The following is a 21,517-nucleotide window of genomic DNA, read 5'->3' as shown; positions in this document are numbered from 1 at the left end:
AGACCGTCAGACGGCTTACACATGGCTGATGGGTCCAGTATACTGCTTCGCCGCTCATGCCCGAAACAACATGAAGCTTCATGGCCTGGCCAAGTCATGGCGATCATCTCGCTGCGGCATGCGCTTCGACGCCGCGTTCCAATGGAGCGAAACAGTACCAGGAATGAAGGGCGCGGGGCTTCTGAGTGTAGGGCGGCCCTTCCGGGGTACATAGCGCTTCTCGGGCGCATTACGAGAAATGTCGGAACACGCATTATCGCGCAGTCGTCAGCCGCGCAAGCACGGTGGCGTCAGTATCGACCATGGGGGACCACGAAACGGTGGCTGGCCATCATCGATAGGGTACGGAGCGTGCTGAAGTTGTTCGACGCGGCCCATTCTTCTGAAGCGGCGCCGGGTCGAGGAGCGGATCGGGTCCTCCTGAACGCGAAAACCTTTGCTGCTGCGGCGCCGCCCGGAGCGAGATTAGCTTAGGCCCTCATAGCAGCCTGCCGGAATTAGACATGGTAGTGCTCAGGGATGTTTCGCCTCTCCGCAGCTGCATCATTGCGCGCGGGCCCACCAGGTGGGAAAGACCTCCGGCATCCGCCAGATGTCAGACATACTGCACCAATCTAAGGTAATCGTCTGTGAGGACAGGTGAGCGAATAGAACAAGCCGCGTCTTCAAGGAAGGTGGTCAGAGTCCGACTAGCCCGATTGCGGACTTCGACAGGTTGCCGGCCCGGCGCGCGAGTACGGAGGATTGCAAGTTCGGAACTGACCAGGTCAGCCGCTGCTGCGGCGCAATCTGAGGCAGAGAAGCAACCAGCAGACATGACAGCTTTTGCCAGTCCCAATGTGGTGAGCCAACCCGCATAGATCAGCACGGCCCCGTCTGTCTCATTGAGCCCAGAGAGCTCCTCAATTGCAGCAGCATGGACTGATGCCGCTCCAACTGACCGAAAGAGATCGGCTATTTCGTCACGCGTGGCTTTAGAGAGGAGGCAGCGGCCGAGATGTGATAGGAGCGCCTCAGTCGGACCTTCGAAGATGCGAAGGATGCGAGCGTCTCGATAGATTTTCGCTAAAGGGGCTCCCTCATCGTAACCACGGCCACCTAACAGCTGGACGCATTGATCAGCAACAAGGCCGCACCACTCCGAGGACAAAACCTTCGTTGCCGACGCAAGGTGGACGTTTGGCGCGCCCAGCGCTGAAACAAGTCGGCAGGATGCGGCCAGCATCGCCTTCACGACTTCCCGCCGCAGGACCATCTGTCCAAATAATTGCTCGATGTAGCTGTTCTCGATCATACGCAGTTTACCGAGCCGGCGATGGCTTGCATAAGAGGCTGCGACCTGGATAGCGCGCTCAAGGGCACCAAGACCCATAGCAGCCACACCGATACGGCCGCGGTTCATACTAGATGCCGCCGCGCCCCAGCCGTCTTGATCGCGAGAGAGCACGTAAGAACGCGGCACCTCGACATCGTGGAACTCCAGGGTATTTTGAATGATGCCACGTAGACCGAGTGTGCGATGCTCGTGCGTGACCTTTAGGCCTGGAGTTTGCCTGTCAAGGAGTACACCAACGAGCCGACCTTTTGCATCGGGTCCAGACGCGCGCGCAAAGCAAACGATCCAGCGAGCCCAGTCAGCGAGGCCGATCCAGATCTTGCGGCCAGAGATACGAACTTTATCTTCGCGCATGAGAGCCGAAGCCTCTATGTGCCTCGGGGCCGAGCCAGCTCCGGGCTCCGTCAAAGCGAAAGCGCAGAGATCGCCGCGTGTTGCACCCCAAATGATATGCTTTTGTTCGGGGATGTGCGGTGCCGCTTGGATGCAGGGCAAGGCCAGGAAGTTATGGATGACGAGGGTAGAGGCAGCGGAGACATCGAAAGATGCAGTGGCGGAGATGAGGTTGATGGCCTCCTGCAAGGGAAGAGCTAATCCGCCATGCTCCCCTGGTGTGGTGAGCCCGAACAGTCCATGCCTTGCCAATATGCTGTGTAGGGTCGGAGGGAATGCTCGGCGGTCATCCGCGTCAGCGAAATTCAGCTGACTGAGGTCAGCGATCAAACTGGAGTATAGTGCAGCCGCACGGCCCTCGGCTCTGCGTTCCTGCGCCTCGCTAAATTGGGCGTAAACTTGAGTATAGATAGTCATAAGGCCCACAATGAACCCGGTCGCGCTTCGTGCCAATTCATCCCCGTGGCTATCTCGGTTACACATTGGTATAGTGTGGATGCAAGCGCAGCATAAGCACGTCTCCGGTATTCGAATTTATTGCGGCCGCTGCGCGGGCTCTCATCAAGATAAGCTTGTCGATATAACCTATCGGAGCCACGCGCTGGTAGGGCGCGCCGCTCTAGAACGGGCCGATTGCTTGTCGGGCGAAAGACGATGATAGTATGATGTCGTGCAGGCGCAGAATGCGGCGGCCTGAAAGTTTGTCGTACCCCGTGCAGATAATCTGGGCCGGGCGCGGCGGCGGACGCGCTGATCGCGGCAGGGGACTATCACCCATCACTGCCGTTGGCCACGATCATTGGCCCTGGTGCGATCGGCAGCGCTCACACCTTTGCGATGTGCTCACGCTCTCGGCCTAATAGCGTTCGCGAAAATCATGCTCAAGCAAGAACCTAAACCGCGATCACGATTGATCCTTTGCCGCCGCCTTCGCGGACCCTTCATCTTCTCAACGTGGCGCCAGGTAGATCACACACATTCCATGACGCCGGCTTGAGCGTCGCAACCTCCCGCGGGCAAAGGCCACGCTTTGCGAGGGCGCCGGCTTGACCTTGTCCGGCGCATTCTCGGTATTTGCCACCATCAGATCATCGTGCCGGAGCTCGAGCCGCTCGTGAACTGTCAGGGGAACGAAGCTTCTGGCCTCGACGCTCACCTCCATCCTGCTTCAGATCACGATTGAGCAGAAAGAGCGACAAGCCGCCGCCTTGTTCGGCGACTGCCCCTATCTTGAGATACGGCACATCAGGCGCTGGGAAAGTCCGACCAGTCTATCGTCAGTATTGTTGTACGACGCATAGCAGGCTTCCGTCTCGACTTGCGCGTGCAAAATGCTTCCGCGACCAACGCGGCTCATATGCGCAAAAGGAAAGAAGATAGTTTGGCGCCACGCACCTCCGCCTGTCTTAGTCCTGATCGGCGCGATGACGTTCACGAGTTGCGCCAGGCAGGCAACTCTCGCCCAATCGGCGTGATTCAACATGGAATGCAGGCGCCGCCGGAGGCGAGCGCGTCCTCCATTGTATAGAGTTCCTCAAGGATCGGGGGCGCCATTGACCAGCGGTCTACCGCCGGGGCAACCTCGTTGCGCGTTCGATACCAGACGTTCCATTCGTCGAAGCTCAGCACAAGACGCTTTTTGGAGCGCCGCTTGGCCGCAACCGCATCAGCTAGGACGACGACCTCATCGATGAAGCCGTCCATCACGTCGGTGCTCGCGAGAAATGAGGCGCTGTGACTGTAATTCTCGAGATAAGTATGGATTGAAATGTAGTCGACGTAGTCGAAGGAGTGTTTGAGGACCGTTTCCTCCCATTGGCCGAAACTAGGCATGTTGCGCAACGATGAACCGCACACCGCAAGTTCGATGGTATGGTCCACCCGCCGCATCATTTGGCCGCCTCTCTTGCAACTGCCCCGTAAGCGGCGGCACTGTTTTGCCCTATCTGCCAGGGCCCGCCATCTCATTGCCGAGGCACCACAGCTCGATCCCATGAGGTCGTCCTCCAGCCGAGCTTGCGGCGGAGCTCCGACCACGCAGTTCCTCCGGGATGGTTGCAGTATCTCGACCAGATTGCGAGCGGCATCGCCGCCGCGGGTCCCCCGATTGACGGCAATCATCGGCGCGACATCGGCCGCCGTGCACCAGCCCGTGAATTCATTGGTGCCGAAGCTGTTTGGCTCGGTGCTGAACCAGGCCAAGTGGAGGCGCGCCGGCCTCGTCTCTAGTGGTCCAACGCCGTCCTCCCAATTTGTAATCGGAGACGAGATTGCGCCAGGATATCGAACGAGGGGCGGGCCGAGCTCCTTCACCAGCGACAGCACGTCCTTCCGAAAACCTCTTTTGTCTGCGCTCCGATGGCCGGGCTCGTAGATGCCACCATAGATGCATCGGCCCAGATGTTCGACAAAAGCACCAAACAGACGAGGTCCGTGCGACCAATGGTGAAGTCGCGATCGATCAGAACGTTGGCTTTCATCAAATTCTTCTCGGCTGGCCTTCGGCTGATGATAGTTACGACGTGGCTGATGGTGTGCGAAAGGAACGAATCAAAATTCGTGCCGGTACCGGAGAGAACTCCATGAAGCCGATCCGCATCTATTTTGGGAGTTGCTGAGTGCGGGCCTTCGGCAGCGACGTCGTGGGGATACCGGAAAGGAGCCACAAGGAATTGGGATGTCGACGATCCGCATCGAGCAGGGCAGCGAGCTAGTCTCGCGCAATCTTCTGAGGGCTACAGCACGGCGTCACACTGTGTTTGGCGGCCCGGCAAGCCAAACGACAGTGCGTCCAGGCCCTTCAACGGTCGCTTCCGGGCCGAATGTCTCAACGCCCACTGGTTCCTGTCCCCTGCGGACGCCCAGGAAAAAGTGTAGACTTGGCGCAAATTATTATAACGAGGAACGGCCCCATGGGGCGATCGGCAATCGACCGCCGATTTTGCTGCACAACCACGTCGGCGCAACCAGCCCGCCAACGTGATAAGGCGAAAAACTCTAGTTTTGGGTGGTCCAAACTTCGGTCTCGCTACAAGAGGCGTAAAACTCTAGTTTTGAGTAGTCCAAAGTTCGGTCCCGCTGCATCCTCAGAAAAAGTCATTCCCCGTGATCTGCTTGGCCGTATGCTCAACAGCGTCGATTGCGCAACCTGCTGACACACACTCTCTGTAACACAGATATCATGGTAGGACGCTGCGGCGAAGTTGGCGGCCCCTAGGCGAAGCGGAGCCCATCCGCGGAAAAAAATAGAGCCTACAGTAAATCATGACACTTCAGCAGGATATCTCGTGGTTTTTGATGATGCGCATTCTCGCTGAGGGGTTTCAAATAAGCCTCTCGCCATCAGATGTAAGTGCGAGCCAGGAAAGGGCATGTGGGCGCTTGGGTCCACGGGCAAGAGGGTCGAAAGCGGTAGGCGGCACCCGATAAACCCAGACGAAGGGTTCGAACACTCGGCAGAGGCAGCTTCGTGAGACTCAAATAGCGACACACTTCCATCGCAGTGCTGGACCCGTTTTACCTTGGCCAAGGCTCTGTCGCCGCCGAAGGAAAAGTCACAAGCAAGTTCGGTCTGGGCTCTACCGCCGTTCATACGGATTAGCCGATGGGTTCGGCCATTGGCACGGCTTGCTAGGGCTACGTTGCAAGCTCGCCGAAGCAAAACCCTGGCATTCGTGCCAGGGTTTTGCACGGTCATCGACACTTTGAGAAAGTGGATCAGAAGTCCATACCGCCCATGCCGGCGCCCGGGGGCATCGCGGGACCGGCGCCGCCCTTCTTGGGCAGCTCGGCGACCATGGCTTCCGTTGTGATCAGGAGCGCGGCCACCGAGGCAGCGTTCTGGACCGCGATACGGACCACCTTGGTCGGGTCGATGATGCCCTTGGAGACAAGATTGCTATACTCGCCTGTCTGCGCATCAAAGCCATAAGAGTACTGCTCGTTGTCCAGGACTTTGCCGACCACGATCGAGCCGTCTTCACCAGCGTTCATCGCGATCTGGCGGGCCGGCCAGGAAAGCGCCTTGCGCACGATCTCGACGCCGGTCTTCTGGTCGTCGTTCTTGGTGCGCAGGCCCTTGAGCTGCTCGGAGGCACGGAGCAGGGCGACGCCGCCGCCCGGGACGATGCCTTCTTCCACAGCCGCGCGGGTCGCATGCATCGCGTCATCAACGCGATCCTTGCGCTCCTTCACCTCGACCTCGGTCGCGCCGCCGACGCGGATCACCGCGACGCCGCCAGCGAGCTTGGCAAGACGCTCCTGGAGCTTCTCACGGTCGTAGTCCGAAGTGGTCTCCTCGATCTGCGCCTTGATCTGGGCCACGCGCGCCTCGATGTCGGCCTTCTTGCCGGCGCCGTTGACGATCGTGGTGTTCTCCTTGTCGATCATCACCTTCTTGGCGCGACCGAGCATGTTGAGCGTGACGTTCTCGAGCTTGATGCCGAGATCTTCCGAGATCGCCTGGCCGCCGGTCAGGATCGCGATGTCCTGCAGCATGGCCTTGCGGCGATCGCCGAAGCCCGGAGCCTTGACGGCCGCGACCTTCAGGCCGCCGCGCAGGCGGTTCACGACCAGGGTCGCGAGCGCTTCACCTTCGACGTCCTCGGCGACGATGACCAGCGGCTTACCACTCTGCACCACGGCCTCGAGCAGCGGCAGCAGCTCGTTCAGCGAGGAGAGCTTCTTCTCGTTGATGAGAATGTAGGCGTCGTCCATCTCGACGCGCATTTTGTCGGCGTTGGTGACGAAGTAGGGCGAGATGTAGCCGCGGTCGAACTGCATGCCCTCGACGACGTCGAGCTCTGTCTCGAGCGACTTGGCCTCTTCGACCGTGATCACGCCTTCGTTGCCGACCTTCTTCACGGCGTCGGCGAGGAACTTGCCGATCTCGACATCGCCGTTGGCCGAAATGGTGCCGACCTGGGCGATCTCCTCATTCGAGGTGACCTTCTTGGAGTTCTTCTGGAGATCCGCAACCACGGCTTCGACCGCGAGGTCGATACCGCGCTTCAGGTCCATCGGGTTCATACCGGCGGCAACCGACTTGGCGCCTTCGCGGACAATCGCGGCGGCCAGGACGGTCGCAGTGGTGGTGCCGTCGCCGGCAGCATCCGCCGCCTTCGAAGCTACTTCGCGCACCATTTGCGCGCCCATGTTCTCGAACTTGTCGTCGAGTTCGATGTCCTTGGCGACGGCAACGCCGTCCTTGGTGATGCGAGGCGCGCCGAACGACTTGTCGAGCACTACGTTGCGGCCCTTCGGGCCGAGCGTGACCTGCACGGCATTGGCGAGGATGTCCACGCCGCGCAGCATGCGGTCCCGCGCGTCTACTCCGAATTTGACTTCTTTGGCTGACATAAAGATTCCCTCAGTTCTTGTTATCTCATCCTTCAGCGCGCCTAAGTGGGCGCTCGTCAGGGAGTGAGCTGTGCGAGCGCTTGGTTAGGCGGCCTTCTTCTTGGGAAACGCATCGGTGAGAACGCCCATGATGTCGCTCTCCTTCATGATCAGCAGCTCCTCGCTGTCGATCTTGACTTCGGTGCCCGACCATTTGCCGAACAGCACGCGGTCCCCGACCTCGATGTCGATCGGAATCAGCTTGCCAGTCTCATCGCGGCCGCCCGGGCCGATTGCAATGACTTCGCCCTGCGAGGGCTTTTCCTTGGCTGTGTCGGGAATGATAATGCCACCAGCGGTCTTCTCATCGGCGTCGATGCGCTTGACAACGACGCGGTCGTGAAGCGGGCGGAAATTCATGCGAGTCTCCTGAGCGTTGAACAAGTTAGAGATAGTCACATTGTGACAAGCCCAATTATAGCAAGGATCAGGCCAAAAATGGGCTGAACGATCGATGCCTGCAGTTCTACTGAATCGTAGCCTGGCCAACGTTTGTCTTTGTCCGGAAGCAAACGCCCTCAGCTACACAGCCCGCCAAGCTGTTGCTAAAATGACATTGCGTTTCGTCGAAACATGGATTTGAACCCAGGGGTCCTCAACACTGCACGGGCGGCCGTTACACCGATCGAAGCGCCGCGTGTTTCAACGACGACCGCGTGGTTGGCAAATGATTGCTTCGTCTGACGGCAGCATCTAGCAGTTGACGCCGGCGACCTGCACAAGACCCGCTCGATGAGCATCGCTCGATCAGTCTGACGTAGTCGCAATAATATGCCAACTATCGCGAAAACTCAGGCGATGTTTCCTGTGGGAGGCGGCGTACTCCAAGAAAGGCCATCATCGAATTGTCCGTCTCCAGACGTCGCACGGTCGCTCACACCTGTTGCATTTACCCCGATCGAGTGATCGAAGATGATCGCTGCGGAGGCGTGCACGCGGCAACGCGTGCGTCGGAGCTTTGACCTCATACGCTCTTCTCCGAAGGACAGATGATTCCGAAGAAGGGATCGCCCGGAGCTGCTCGCAAATGCGTCAGCGAATCTGAGATGATGACCGTCAGTCGGCAGAGCACATTTTGCGCAACTGTGATCGAGGTGATTGGCTAGCTGCTGCGCACGAGAGATCAGCCTGCCGGGCACGTTTCAAAGAGAACCGACGGCTGACATTCGGCGCGAAGCCGTTCCGCCGCTCCGAAAGGCGGACCGGACACGACGATCTAGCTCACAGTTGGCGCGGCTCCCGAAACCAAGCGGCACTTTGTATTGCTGGGCAGTCGCTGCAGCTCCCGTTCGACAGGCGTCCCTTTTGGTGTTGATGGCGTCCAAATAGCTGTCATGGATCGAGGGACCGACGGGCATATGAATCATATACGTTGATATACGTTGTGCCGGCGCGTCTGGCGTGTGAATTGGCGTCAAAGGCGAAATTCATCCGATCTCCGCGCCCATGGAAAAAGCACCTGTGTCGTCTGCCGAAGTTCACCAGCACATTGTTTCACGTCTTCAGAAGCCGAATCCCGTCATCCTCGATATCGGCTGCAATGACGGGACCGATACGGAACAGTTTCTCAACCTTTGCCCGCAAGCTCAGCTCTACTGCTTTGAGCCGGACCCGCGAGCGATCGCGCGCTTCAAGAAGAAGCTGGGCCCATCCCTCTATAGGGTGAAGCTGCTTGAGATCGCGATTAGTGATCGAAACGGGATGATCGACTTCCATCCAAGCAATGCAGATGGTGATGCGAAGGAATGGGACCTCTCCGGCTCAATACGCCGCCCGAAGAACCATCTTACTGAGTATGAGTGGGTTCGGTTCGGTCGCCCTGTCTCGGTTGAAACGCGGCGGCTGGACGACTGGTGCAGCGAAGCCAAGCTGAATACGATCGATTTCATCTGGATGGATGTCCAGGGGGCCGAAGCGGACGTTATCGCCGGCGGCATGCAGACCTTGAGCAACACGCGCTTCGTCTACACAGAATATAGCGACCGCGAGCTCTACGAAGGGCAGTTGTCCCTCCAAGCTATTCTTGACCTGTTGCCATCATTCGAAGTGGCGGCCCACTATCCCCGCGCGGTGGAGGGTGATGTATTGCTCGAAAATAAGCGCTTCTAATGGCGACTCATATCGGGCGCCTCATTCATTGCTGGTAAACCTGACCGGCGCGCTTAGCCGCCCAAAGCTGCACAACGGGTGATCATTCGAGCGGATATCGGTGGCCGGAGGGGCGCTCCGGTTTCCGGTTGCCATTACAGACCCCGCGCATGACATCCGCGTCGGGGCGGGGGGGTTCCGACAGTGCCACGATCGGAACGGTCGTCAACGAACTCGGTCTGCGCGACTCGGTACTGCGACTCTGGAAGCTCCGGCAGGAGCCGGCATCGGCGGCGTTGGGCCCGCCACGCAGGCGACGCCGATGTCGGCGGACCAGGCTTCGGAGATCGTCCGCCTACGCCAGCAGAACGAACGGCTAAGCACGGAGCGCGATACTAAAAAAGGTCGGACTTGGGAGCTTTGTGAGTTGAACCGCGAGCAGTTGCGCTGAAATGCAAGTGGATCGTGCTCGACACGACCATGAGCGAGGCGGGGGCGTAGAGACCTATGAGAGCGCTCGAGGGTTGCGCCACGGATAAGAAGTGGTGTTTTTGAGGAGCGCCTGACTGCAAGGGTCTCTCTCTCTCTCTCTCTCTCTCTCTCTCTCTCTCTCTTGTCCTTTAAACAAGGCCGGTACGCCGCGAGGAACTGTAGCTGCAGACAGCATTATATCGCAGGTCCGGCCATCCGTTGCGCCGCGGCGTGTGGAACGTTTATGAACCACTTCATGGAAATCCCGGCTGTGCTGCACTTCCGAGCAGGAGTCGGCCGGCGCTTTGGAGCGTTCCCTCGTTTAAAGCTGCGTGCTGAGCAACCACGAAGCTGTCGCACATGGCCCGCGCCAGATTGCTGGTGGTAGAGAGCGACGCACTTCCAGCGAGACCGCTCGCAATGTTGCAGACCTCAGCGCTCTGCCGCGCGGCGTTCGTCGCGGCGAGTCGCATCAGCGTCGCTGTGTTCGGGTTTACCGCATCCTTGAGCGCTTCCTTCCACAGCTGCTCGGTGGCCTCATAGAAGAAGGAACGGGCGGAACGCAGCATAGCTTCGGCTCTCGCCATCTCCAGTTGGACATAGCCGCGCTCTGCCATCACGGGCGCTCCAGTGATTGAGACGCGGCTTCCGGACATGGCGATCACCTCGTTTAGCGCGGAGCGCGCAATACCGATGCCGACAATCGCATGCGCCTGCGCTGCGAAAGTGACGGACGGATAACGATAGACCGGCGCGTCGAGTGTCGGCGGACCGCCGCGGATCAAGGTCCATTCCTCCGGTACAATGACATCGGTGACAACGACGTCGTGGCTGCCGGTGCCTTGCAGGCCGATGACGTCCCAATTGGGGCGGATTGTCACCTTCTCGGCCGGCATCACGGCTACACGAGCAAGGCCCCCGGTCGGATCGTCTTCCACAGTGATGCCAACGGCTATCAGATCCGCGCCCGGTGAGCCGCTGGCGAATGGCCACACGCCGTTTAGGACAAACCCGTCGGTGCTTCGCCTGGCGGGCTGAAGCGGGAAAAGCGCACCTGCCAAGACCACGTCAGGTCCATTCGCGTATACCTTGCGAAGCGTGTCGTCCGGAAGAGCAGCGAGGTAGCGAGCCCCATCGCCGAAGCTGGCGACCCAACCGGCGGAGCCGTCGGCTTCGGAAATGCGCTCGATCAGGCGACAAAAGTCGGCGGGCGTTCGCTCCTCGCCGCCGAATCGCTTGGCGACCAAAGCCCGATAGACGCCAACGCGCTTGAAGCCCTCGATGATCTCGTCTGGAATCTTCTGCGCGCGGGCGAACTCGTTTCGACGCGCGCGGATATCGACCAGTAGCGGCGACAGATTATCCCAGGTCGCAGCCGTAGCGTCGGCTTCTGAAGTGATCTTCTCTGGTGGAGCGTTCATAAGCTGTCCTCGGTGTCTTGAGCCGATCGATGCCGTGCTTCATTGATTTGGATTGTGCGCGCATGGCGAAGCCGGCCGGATTGATACCCAGTCTGCAGGGATCGTCGAAACTGTCGCAGTTGATATCGACTGTGATGCGATTACAGGCGGTTTCCAGTCTAAACCACACCCCGAACGATTGGCTCAAAAAAAAGGTGTTGAGGGCTTGGAAGACTGACGGAGGGCTGTCGATGCTGTCATTGAGGCTGAACCGGCAAAGCAACCGATATGCGGCAGCGAGATCGATCCGCCTCTGCTGCACTATGTCTCCAAGGGCTGACGGCAGCGCTCGTTTTGTCATGTCTTCTCCAACGGACTTTGTCACACTTGGGCTCGGCCGGCTCGAACCAATTGTGAATGCCTGACTTGGCGACCGCGAGGTTGCCCAAGCCTGCGGCTCTTTTCCATGTCCCCAGCAATCGACATGCCATCAATCAAGTCTGCCGGCCGTGTCTGAATCCAGCGAGATCACGTCGCTCGTGCCGCGCCGGCAGGATGTTCGCGCCTCCCGTGTCTGATTCCAGGCACAAGACGTCATCAACCGAACACGGCGGAAGGAGAACGACTGAAGTGGACCTCGACCGCGAACCAGTCGGGCTCGGCTTGCCTGCTGGAGTTTCAGGCCCGCTCTGATCTCCTGACATTACCAACAGCGCAATTTACCGTGCTCGCGACTGTGGGTGAGCTGTTGGTTAGAAGCGGACATGAGACGGCAGGTATTCAACAAACGTGACGGCGGCGTCAGGGGCTGCCATTGCAATCAAGTCGCTGTCCTATGTACTCCAAGAGTGCCCCCGCTCATGCAAGCGAAAGGCAAAAAGCTTCCTAGATGCTTGAGTTGTCGAGGTTCACCAGTAACTGATCCAACTGTTCCTGTTTTGTCGTACCAAACGCAAGAGATTCGCGCAGATCCCTGCCGTGACTTACGCTTTTCGGCGCCTCTCTCTTCAGCGAGCTCCAGATGCTTTAGATCATGACTGAGCTTGTCCAACTCGCCAGCAACAGCGACACGATTGGCTGCTCGTCTTTTGCTGAGATCAGTGCTGTACAGGGCTCTGAGATAGGATCGAGTTGGGGCGCGTCCGGCGAGGTCCGTGATTCGGCACGCCGAAACTGGAAATCTTCTCACGGTCGCTCCGGTACGCACCGTACGCTTATCATGCGATCAGATCACTCTCGCTGAGAGTGTGCATTGTCCGGTCAGTAGGAAGCTTGCGCGCGCATGGCGAAGCCCAATCTGCCAAATAACCACCCCGGGCGGAATCGTCCGCGCCGCAACGGTTACTTCTTTTGGCGGGCGTCCGGAAAGGCCATTGGGTGCAAAGAATTGGCGGCGCAGGTGTCTCCACGTGGCGCTGACATCAAGGTGTGCAGCGGCATCACTGATATGGACGAGCAGGCCTTGGTATGCTCGTTCTGCCTCGCGGTATATCCTATGGAACGTCGTCAAGCGAGAGCCGGTTGCCGGCGTTGAGAGACCGGAGTGCGCTTGCTCGCGATATGTACCCCAGCCGGGGACGTGCCGCCGGACGCCAGTACACGATGGATGTCGCCGGCGGCGCTCGGCGTCTTTTGACCCGCGCGTTCGATCTTCCTGCAAATGCGTGGCGCGCCAGTCATACGAGAAAGTTTGTGCGACGAAGGCTCGATCGCGCGCTGCCGCGGGGCCGGGATAGTTGATCAACAGATACGCCGTGACCTGCCAAAATCGAAACCGAAGCGCGGTCACATACGTAATCGAAGCACTCCAGTCGCCAATCATGGTGACGACTCAATAAGCGCCGGACTGGCTGCAGTTGTGCGTCCTTCGGGGTAGGAAAAACGCGCAGGCCTCGCCTCGTGCTGGTTGACCGAGACAGTTGCCTCCGGCCGCCTTGAAAGAATGGACGGCAGATCTTTACCTTCTTTTTATAGCGATCACAGTCGTTCATCATTGATGGCAGATGCGGGGGAGACCGTCCGATCCCGACGCGAGTAGCATTTTTCTTTGCATCCGCCGGATGGGTAGTCTTGGTAGACGTAATCCCTGCTCTATGTGATCTTCGGCCCTAGCTGAGCCTGGTGATCATAGCAGGACCAGAGGGGGCTGCCGGATCGCGGGTGAGAGCTGCCGGAATTGTCGCGTGTTCCGTTAGGCCGAGAGCTCAGCCCCTGCATGCCTCGCACCGCGATCTGCCGCTTGCACCACGTCTGTTGGCCTAGCGCATCAACGTGCAGGCATGAATAGTGTAGCCCGCGGTATGAGTGCTTCTTGGTGCTGGCCTCGCGTCGCCAACATGAGCACGTAGAATACGATAAGAATTAAGAGGCCGCGCATACCAAAGATCTTCTCGAAGCTAGGACAATTGTGGAGCGGATTGTATTCGGTGCATTTAATGCAGCCGATGCATGAGCGAATCGCACGGAACTCAACCGAAGCCCTACATCAGGCGGCAAACGACCAGCCGGCCGGCGAAGGTGCCGGCGTCAGCTCAGCAAATCGACCCTGCCGGTGCCGAGCCGATACAGGCCCCCGACGACCTTCAGTCTGTTCTGCTCAACTGCCCTGTTCAGAATCGGCCCCGTCGATTTTAGTTTGTTGACGTTATCGATTACATTTTGTCGGGTTGCTAGGACGAACGTGTCACCGGTTTGCTGGCGAGATACTTTTACCGCAGGCGCAAGCGCAGCGACGAGGGATGAAATGTGCCCCGGCGCCGGCTTATGGTCGTGGAGCGACTTGATCGTGGCGTCTATCGCACCGCAATGATCGTGGCCAAGTACCAGGATCAGCGGCGTGTTCAGCACGGCCACCGCATATTCCATACTGGCGAGCGTGTCATCGTTGGCGAAGTTGCCGGCGAGGCGGCAGACAAACAGATCGCCAAGTCCGCTGCCGAAGACAAGTTCAGGCGCCACGCGAGAATCGGCGCAGCTCAAAACCGCGGCATATGGATTTTGCCCATCCACCAAAACCGGGCGCTCGCGCTTGAAATCGTCGCTTCGTGATACGCCTTGGACATAGCGATCGTTCCCTTCCATCAGCCGGTTCAGGGCAGTCTCCGGCGAGATCAGGTTATCTGGCTTGGGCGGCGTTCTTGCTTCCTTAGCATCGACAATGTTGTTGCCAAGCCGCAGGCAAACCGACGAAATAGCGAATTGCAACAGCGAGCGGCGCGAAGGCGCGATCTTGGTCAGATAGGTCGGAGAATGGCCTGCATGCATGCATCTCACCTCATCGCGCGGCTTTACGCCACCCGGTGGCTTCGGCTTCCGCTTCGCTGCAAAGCCAGCGTTCACCGGGCTTCTTCGTCATGTCGATTTGTTCGTAACTGAGTTGCCCGGGCAGGTGATAAATGCGCTCGCCGTTGCGGTCTACGGTGCCCTTTATCAGGCACTCGGACGAGGGCGGGTCCGATAGCAGCGCGGATCCGAGCAGGAGTTCCTGAGCGTCGATCGGAACCGAGCTCGCGCCGATGATGATCGTCCCCTTGTTGCGGCGACGCCAGTCCCAGGGCGCGATGAACGCCCCCGACCATAGCCCCGCATAGGCTTTGCTCGCCACAACCTCATAGACAACGTAGCTTTGAGTAGAAGGGCCCGACGATAATGCCCAGCCGGAGCGTACCATCCAGGCGTTCACGTCCTCGCCTTCTATGAAGCAACTGCCGCGTGATCTGCCGTATTCATCAACTCCTGTGGTATGACAATCCCACGTTCGTCCGTTCGAATGCTTGATCAGCTCGTCGCGAGCAGCTACGCCGCAAGTCCATTTCCGACCGTGGGCGTCGAGGCAAATCTGATCAGTCTCAGGAGCTTCGATGCCTGAGAGCCGAAGCTTAGTTTGCTCGATCTCAATCGTATTGCCGTCGAGGATGCGAGGAGGGCCGCTGAGCTTCGCTGCGCAGACCGGAGATGTGATGACAGCGAACAATGCGACCATCATTACGCGGTGTTTCATCCCAACAATAACCTCTCGCTCTTGATCCATGTTCACGCACGATCCGGCGCCGCCACATTCGACTGCTTAGACGCTATGTCCGTTATTCGGCCGACATCTTTCGACGTTTTTTCTTAAAAAGGGTGGCCGTCATTTCCAATGCTACGACCTTACGCTGCGTGAGGTTCAAGCGATTTCTTCCGGTGTGCGTGTCGCGGTACCCTTCGAACCTCGCCGGTCTCTCTCCCTGGGCGCGCACTGCACCCTCTCCACCTGAGGAGGAGATCCGCATCGCTCGGCCGCGAACTCGGTATGCGGGAGAAAGCCGAACCTCGGAACGCTGTTTCTCACGCGGTTGAAGAACAAAAGTCGCCTGTGAATCTTAAGGGTCGAGTCGAAGTCAGGAGGGGAGGAGCAATCTGGCTATGCTTTGTGGCGGCCACCATCGGCAAGGCTGCCGACGGTATCAGCAAGAGCGATGACATTTCGCCGTAAAGTCTTGTCAGGATCTGTTCGAAAGAAACCTGGTCTTGCTTCTTCTGAGATCTGGACAAAGGCGCCACGGAGTTCAGCTCAATGTCCGCTGCGTAAAATGAACCGGTATCGTTTGCGCAAACCGCGCAAGACCCGGAGGCCTCTTTCGGAGGGTCAACCAGGGTGGTCGTTGATGCCAATTCCGTTCTGGCTTTTCGCACGTCTGCGCTGCACCATATCTCGTTCGTGGTGCCGCCGCCGCGTTCGGACAAGGACCGGATTGTCATGACCCAGGCGGCGACTGGCGGCCGCTCTCTCGTGGTACGCTTCACCGCGATCACATGTGGAGAGTTACCCACCAAGCCCGCGTGAGGGCGTGCGTTTGCGCCAGGGAAATTTTGGAACGGCAACCTCCGTGGCTTCGTTGTATACGCGCCGGGCGAGGGGTAAGCCGCCCGCGTGTTCGGAGGATCGCGAGTGTCATCCTGATGCCATTCGGTGCGAGGCCTCAATCCACAACATGGTTGCCCCATCGCGGCACTCGGGCAGGGTAGCTCTGGTGCGGTTTAGCCGACTCAAGCTACAAATCATTCGCAACAACCTCACTACACAATGGGAATGAAATGGTTGCAGCCCCCCGGAATTTTCCGGTCTCTTCCTACGCGCTTGAAGTGGATGGTCGACTCAGAGCCGAATTCGCAACCAGAGACGGCGCCAGGGCAGGCGGAGCAGAACTAAAGAGGCGGTTTCCCACGCTTCAAATCCGGATATTTGACGCGCAGACGAATGCGCGCGAGGAAATCTAGCGCCGACTCAGTTCGGTCCTCGAAGCCTCGCGCACGGCTCCGGGGCTCTCGCCGGGGGCACTCGGATAAGGGCCGGTGCTCAGAGGGCATTGCCGGCCCACTGACACTGCCCGATTACTGTCTTAACGCGTTTCGTCGCAGCACTCGATCCCGCGTGCCGCCTCGGCGTCGGCATGCTTACGCTCTTGCGGGTGCCAGTCAGTCGCGCGATGGGCGGCGCGCACGCGGGATCGGGCTTGGGCCCGAGGCATCTTCAGGCCTGGTCCCTTGAACAGTGGCATGGAGGAGCTGGTTCCCTCGTGGATTGGTGTCCCCCCACCGCGTCGGGCGCGCCGGGAGCCAAATCTCGCCAGCTGGCACACGCCGCTGAGCTCGGCTACTCGCAGAAGGAATCGGAGGTAATCGTGCTGCCCGACTTTTTCCTGACGGGCTGAAGCTGCAGGAAGGGCTCGCGACTGCTGAAGGCGTAAACACCGACATTCTCGAGCTAATATGTCTGCACTTGCTCAGACGTTCGGCCGTAAAGGAGCTACGGCGCGATCTTGCTCTGCGCGACCGTTTTACCGAGGGCCTTCGCTCCCCTCTAACTCTTCCTGTTCCTTTGGCTCCATGCGAGCGAACCAGGAGCCAGGAGGAAAGGCCGCGATACGCTTGGCAAAGGAGGATTGCGGCTCCCAATCTTGCCCTTCGCTCTTCTCGAAAGTGATGACCCCGTTGTGTGTAAAAAAACGGGGCCCTGGGATATTACAGTTCACTAAAAGCAAAACGCGCCACAGATCACCCTTCTCGGTCGGCTTGTCATTCTGCTTCGGCAAGTAGTCCACTCCAACAGGTTCAACGATAGTGCAGCGGCCCTGCCGCAGAAGATCGCCGAGCCGGCCTTGCATGGTCGTCACAAAGTTGAAGTTGCTCGGATCATGCAGAAAGCCAAAATTTGCGTCCCTTTCGCCATCCTTGACTTCACTGGCGATCAACGAGAGCGCCAGGGCGCGCCAGCCCAATTCCATCGGTTTGGCATAGGTCGACGCAAGCTGAATCGTGCCGTCGAGCGCGATCTTCCAGGTGATAACGTACTGTTCGTCTGATGTATCATCGCCGTGCCTGGTCCACGAAACGAAAACATGGTCATTTTCGTCAAGTTCAGCGACGCCCCACATTCGAGGGACGAACTGCGCCACCTTCGAGACATTGGAGATAATTTGTTCTATTGTCTCGCCGTCTTGCGCCCGCCACGTTGACTTGAATCTTTCGATAAGGGGGCTCTCGTTGGCGCGAACACTGTTGCTCGTCGCAGCCAACCCGGCCAGGCAGATCAGGGATTGACCGAGACAAAACCATAATGCGCGTCTTCCAGACATTTTCCTCATAACTGTCAGCCTATCTGCTTTCATCCACACGTCATTCTAAAGCGGGGCAACCTTTAACCTGTTATGCGCGAGCGCAAGAAGTTAGCGGCGACGCGACGGGGAGACCGATGGTGTCCCGTGCGAGCAGGCGCTCCCCTCTATGTCACGCGCCGCTAACTTCGCTGCCGGCGACAGCCTCAATTTGCTGTGCTGGACTTGCCCAGCAAGGAGGAGACTGGCATGCCGAAGTATTGCATTCTTCGTGCCAGGTAATGGGCGGCAATTCACACCGCTTTTGTGTCCTCTTTGTCGACTTTCCGACTGGCAGGTCTCGATGTTTCCTTTCAGCGCTATCCAGCGCGGCTTATGCATCCTCGTCACGCGACGGTTTGGTCCGGTATCGTTGCCAGAATGTGCGTTTCGATCTCTGCCATGCGTTTGGGCATTTGCGGCCAATGGGCCATGGTGCGTTTGGCGCTCCCTTCGCGACACGCGGCGCTTCGAGAACAGCCTCAGTCCGGAGCGCTTTGCACTCGACGGCCAACCACGCGAAGCCGATCTTCACCGCCGAGCATTTTGAGTCTTGCTGAACTGCAAATCAACGTGCTGGCGGGGTATGTTGCTGGCCTTGCCAGCTGGGGCCTATTCAACACGGATCCTGTTGGCTGAGAAGGTGACTGGATGGTGGACGTGCTCAAGAACCGCTGGGAAGCCGGAGATGCGTTCTGCTCGAGGTGGCAGTCCCGACCGCGCAAGCCGCATTTGTCCCTTCCACCAATCTGGCGTGCGGCCCGCGGGCAGCTCCGATGGTCATTCCGATATCGCCGATTGAAAGCGCTTCTACATCATCTCAACGTGATGCACGGTGATTCGCGTAGCAGATGTCGCAGCATCAGCTTGAGACATAATCTGAGAGGTTGACGGAAGACTTCTCTTGCCGATAATCCAAGCCGTCGAGGTTCTCCGGTTTCCACTTGATCCGGAGCTAAGAGGGAAGCCGGTGACAATGCCGGCGCTGCCCCCGCAACTGTGAGCGGCAAGCCGCTGTCCAACGACGTCACTGAAGCCTGCGCGGCTTCGGGAAGGCCGGACAGAAGCGATGACCCGCGAGCCAGGAGACCTGCCCCGACAATATATTCGTCCACGGGCGGGGTGTCCTGGTGGTGCGCCAAGCAGCCGTCGCACCGCGCGACTTCCCCTGCCTGCGTCCGCCATGGCCTTTGCCCCCAACATGGGGTTCACGCTATGACTCTTCTCTCGCTTCCGGTTGCCACCCTCGGAACGCCACGCATCGGTCCAAGGCGCGAGCTCAAACTCGCTCTCGAAAGTTACTGGGCCGGAAAAAGCAGCGAACAGCAGTTGCTCGAGGATGCAGCTGGCCTGCGTGCCGCGAACTGGGCTCGTCAGAAATCTATCGGCGTCACGGTCATTCCATCGAACGATTTCTCGCTGTATGACCAGGTGCTCGACACAAGTGTCATGGTTGGCGCCATCCCGGAGATCTACGCCTCGAAAGCCGAATCCGTTTCGCTCAAGACGTACTTCGCCATGGCCCGCGGATCACAATGCGACGATCAGGATGCGAGTTGCGGTCACGGACCGCGCGGATTTGGCGCACCCGCGCAGGAGATGACCAAGTGGTTCGACACCAACTATCACTACATGGTCCCCGAGTTTCACAGGGGACAGACTTTCAGGCTATGCTCTCGCAAGCCGATCGAGGAGTATGAGGAAGCCAAGGCCCTTGGCTTTCAGACCCGCCCTGTCCTGATCGGGCCGGTCACATTCCTAAAACTCGGCAAGAGTCCCGATCCTGCGTTCCAGCCACTCTCACTACTGGATGAACTGATACCGGCCTATATCGAGGTTCTGCAGGAATTGGCCAAACGTGGGGCAAATTGGGTTCAGTTCGACGAGCCCTGCCTGGTTCTTGATCTGGATGAGAGGGCGCGACAATCTTTGCGACATGCCTATGACCGGCTCGCCAAGGAGGGGCCAGCCATCAAGATCTTAGTCGCCAGCTATTTCGGCGATCTCGGGGACAATCTGGACACCGCCTTGAGCCTACCAGTCGCCGGACTGCACCTCGATCTGGTTCGAGCGCCACAGTTGTTGGACCAGATCATCGCTGGCGGCCGAAGTGATCTCGTCATGTCGCTCGGTGTCGTCGACGGCCGGAATGTATGGCGGTCGAATTTGTCGTCGCTGCGCCAGCGGCTCGAACCCGCGATTGCGAAGCTCGGCAAGGATCGTGTACAGATTGCCCCATCCTGCTCGCTACTTCATGTGCCGGTCGATGTTGAACTCGAAACCGGGCTCGCTTCCGACGTCAAGAGCTGGCTTGCTTTCGCGGTCCAGAAGATGCGAGAGCTCGCGATCCTGGCGCGGGCACTCACAGGCGACCAGAATGTTGCGCTAGCTCTTGCCGAGTCGGAATGTGCCGCGACTGTCCGCCGGACTTCGCCGATAATCCATGATGCCAATGTCGCTGTCCGGATGAAAGCGATCGACCAGACCATGCGTCGGCGCGCGAGCCCATTTGCCCGTCGTGCCGAGATCCAAAGCAATCGTTTCGGACTGCCGGCTTTTCCTACCACGACGATCGGATCGTTTCCGCAGACCAAAGAGGTCCGGAATGCCCGTGCGGCGCATGCCCGAGGCGCTATGAGCGACGAGCAATACGACAGGTTCCTCAAGGAGGAGACGGCGCGCGCCGTACGCTGGCAGGAGGACATCGGTCTCGATGTCCTCGTGCACGGCGAGTTCGAACGCAATGACATGGTGCAGTACTTCGGTGAGCAACTCGCCGGCTTCGCATTTACCAGGAATGGATGGGTGCAGTCCTACGGATCGCGCTACGTCAGGCCACCGATCCTGTTTGGCGATGTAGTGCGGTCGAAGCCTATCACCGTAGGCTGGTGGCGCTACGCGCAATCACTAACGAGGAAGCCGATGAAGGCGATGTTGACCGGACCGGTGACGATCTTGAACTGGTCCTTTGTTCGTGATGATATTCCCAGAAGCGAGGTCTGCCGCCAGATTGCGCTCGCGATCCGAGACGAAGTCCGCGATCTCGAGAATGCTGGTGCGACCATGATCCAGATCGACGAAGCTGCACTTCGCGAAGGATTGCCGTTGCGTCGATCGGAGTGGACCGCCTATCTCGACTGGGCCGTGGATTGCTTCCGCATCTGCTCGTCCGGCGTCGCTGATCAAACGCAAATTCATACACATATGTGCTACTCGGAGTTCAACGACATCATCGGTGCGATCGCTGCAATGGACGCAGATGTCATCTCGATCGAGACGTCGCGGTCGAAAATGGAACTACTCGACGCGTTCAGGAACTACGAATATCCAAATCAGATCGGGCCGGGCGTGTACGACATCCACTCTCCACGCGTTCCCGAGGCGGGCGAAATGAAAGAGCTGATGGCGTTGGCTCGGACCCGGCTAAAGGATTCGCAGCTCTGGGTCAATCCGGACTGCGGCCTGAAGACGCGCAAATGGGAGGAGGTTCGGCCGGCGCTAGCGAACATGGTCGCTGCCGCCCGCCAACTGCGCGCTGCATTCGATCCGCGAGGCCGTTGATCCGGGCTTGGGTCTCTTCTCGACAAAGCTGATCCTCTTGCGGTCATTTGCGCTCTCCATAATCGATGGAGCCTTGGGAACACAAAAAAAGCCCGGCCCCCGCTTAGCGGGCCGGGCGAAAGTCTGGGAGGAGCGACGCTGACGCATCGCGCGGGCTTCCATCGGCGGAAGAGAGGACAACCGCCGGTTCGATTACGGCAAGGACATTCGCCGAAAATCTGAGCCCAGTTGAAGCA

13 protein-coding genes, 1 pseudogene and 1 riboswitch are annotated in these 21,517 nt (G+C 58.9%); of the genes and pseudogenes, 4 read left to right on the top strand and 10 right to left on the bottom strand.

The annotated features are described in order from the left end of the window. Positions 1 to 595: 595 nt before the first annotated feature. From GGD66_RS10780 to GGD66_RS41310, 3 genes are all read right to left on the bottom strand, one after another. Positions 596 to 2,146, bottom strand: coding sequence for an acyl-CoA dehydrogenase family protein (locus GGD66_RS10780; RefSeq protein ID WP_183257669.1), 1,551 nt, complete (start codon positions 2,144 to 2,146; stop codon positions 596 to 598). A gap of 808 nt (positions 2,147 to 2,954) precedes the next feature. Next, a complete protein-coding gene (locus tag GGD66_RS41315) occupies positions 2,955 to 3,212 on the bottom strand; it encodes an alpha-L-arabinofuranosidase C-terminal domain-containing protein (protein WP_183257668.1) in 258 nt (85 codons plus the stop codon). Continuing rightward, positions 3,206 to 3,931, bottom strand: a complete 726-nt coding sequence (locus GGD66_RS41310) for a hypothetical protein (RefSeq protein WP_183257667.1) — start codon at positions 3,929 to 3,931, stop codon at positions 3,206 to 3,208. The genes GGD66_RS41315 and GGD66_RS41310 overlap by 7 nt, the downstream gene beginning before the upstream one ends. 481 nt (positions 3,932 to 4,412) lie before the next feature. On the opposite strand from GGD66_RS41310, the pseudogene GGD66_RS41305 reads away from it, so the two are divergent. After that, positions 4,413 to 4,712 (top strand): annotated as a pseudogene (locus GGD66_RS41305) (transposase); the annotation flags it as partial. Positions 4,713 to 5,446: 734 nt separating this feature from the next. Here GGD66_RS41305 and groL read toward each other — a convergent pair. After that, positions 5,447 to 7,087 carry a chaperonin GroEL gene (gene groL / locus GGD66_RS10765; RefSeq protein WP_104463750.1) on the bottom strand — a complete coding sequence of 547 codons (1,641 nt, stop codon included), beginning with the start codon at positions 7,085 to 7,087 and terminating at the stop codon, positions 5,447 to 5,449. Between the two features lie 84 nt (positions 7,088 to 7,171). Further along, positions 7,172 to 7,486: a co-chaperone GroES gene (locus GGD66_RS10760; protein ID WP_183257666.1), complete on the bottom strand. Its 315-nt coding sequence runs from the start codon at positions 7,484 to 7,486 to the stop codon at positions 7,172 to 7,174. Positions 7,487 to 8,587: 1,101 nt separating this feature from the next. On the opposite strand from GGD66_RS10760, the gene GGD66_RS10755 reads away from it, so the two are divergent. After that, positions 8,588 to 9,235, top strand: a complete 648-nt coding sequence (locus tag GGD66_RS10755) for an FkbM family methyltransferase (RefSeq protein WP_183258036.1) — start codon at positions 8,588 to 8,590, stop codon at positions 9,233 to 9,235. Positions 9,236 to 9,939: 704 nt separating this feature from the next. Here the strand turns inward: GGD66_RS10755 and GGD66_RS10750 are convergent. The 4 genes from GGD66_RS10750 to GGD66_RS10735 form a co-directional block, all read right to left on the bottom strand. Then, complete coding sequence (locus GGD66_RS10750; RefSeq protein ID WP_183257665.1) at positions 9,940 to 11,106, bottom strand: acyl-CoA dehydrogenase family protein; 1,167 nt, start codon at positions 11,104 to 11,106, stop codon at positions 9,940 to 9,942. Beyond that, the gene (locus GGD66_RS10745; RefSeq protein WP_183257664.1) at positions 11,045 to 11,446 is read right to left on the bottom strand and encodes a hypothetical protein; all 402 of its coding nucleotides are present in this window, start codon (positions 11,444 to 11,446) and stop codon (positions 11,045 to 11,047) included. Before GGD66_RS10745 ends, GGD66_RS10750 begins: the two co-directional genes overlap by 62 nt. Positions 11,447 to 13,611: 2,165 nt before the next feature. Beyond that, positions 13,612 to 14,349: a carbonic anhydrase gene (locus tag GGD66_RS10740; protein ID WP_183257663.1), complete on the bottom strand. Its 738-nt coding sequence runs from the start codon at positions 14,347 to 14,349 to the stop codon at positions 13,612 to 13,614. A 10-nt stretch (positions 14,350 to 14,359) separates the two neighbouring features. Continuing rightward, a complete protein-coding gene (locus tag GGD66_RS10735) occupies positions 14,360 to 15,115 on the bottom strand; it encodes a thermonuclease family protein (protein ID WP_246788863.1) in 756 nt (251 codons plus the stop codon). A 606-nt stretch (positions 15,116 to 15,721) separates the two neighbouring features. On the opposite strand from GGD66_RS10735, the gene GGD66_RS10730 reads away from it, so the two are divergent. Continuing rightward, the gene (locus tag GGD66_RS10730; protein WP_183257662.1) at positions 15,722 to 15,910 is read left to right on the top strand and encodes a hypothetical protein; all 189 of its coding nucleotides are present in this window, start codon (positions 15,722 to 15,724) and stop codon (positions 15,908 to 15,910) included. Between the two features lie 994 nt (positions 15,911 to 16,904). Here GGD66_RS10730 and GGD66_RS10725 read toward each other — a convergent pair. Beyond that, the gene (locus GGD66_RS10725) at positions 16,905 to 17,735 is read right to left on the bottom strand and encodes a nodulate formation efficiency C protein (RefSeq protein WP_183257661.1); all 831 of its coding nucleotides are present in this window, start codon (positions 17,733 to 17,735) and stop codon (positions 16,905 to 16,907) included. Positions 17,736 to 18,629: 894 nt separating this feature from the next. After that, a riboswitch (cobalamin riboswitch) is annotated at positions 18,630 to 18,833 on the top strand. Positions 18,834 to 18,935: 102 nt separating this feature from the next. Between GGD66_RS10725 and metE the strand changes: the two genes are divergently transcribed. Next, positions 18,936 to 21,281 carry a 5-methyltetrahydropteroyltriglutamate--homocysteine S-methyltransferase gene (gene metE, locus GGD66_RS10720; RefSeq protein ID WP_183257660.1) on the top strand — a complete coding sequence of 782 codons (2,346 nt, stop codon included), beginning with the start codon at positions 18,936 to 18,938 and terminating at the stop codon, positions 21,279 to 21,281. The last annotated feature ends 236 nt before the right edge of the window (positions 21,282 to 21,517 follow it).

This window comes from Bradyrhizobium sp. CIR48 (assembly GCF_014198315.1).
Taxonomy (GTDB): Bacteria; Pseudomonadota; Alphaproteobacteria; order Rhizobiales; family Xanthobacteraceae; genus Bradyrhizobium.
The sequence above is the reverse complement of the archived record's forward strand: the minus strand, read 5'-3'. Positions and strand labels throughout refer to the sequence as shown.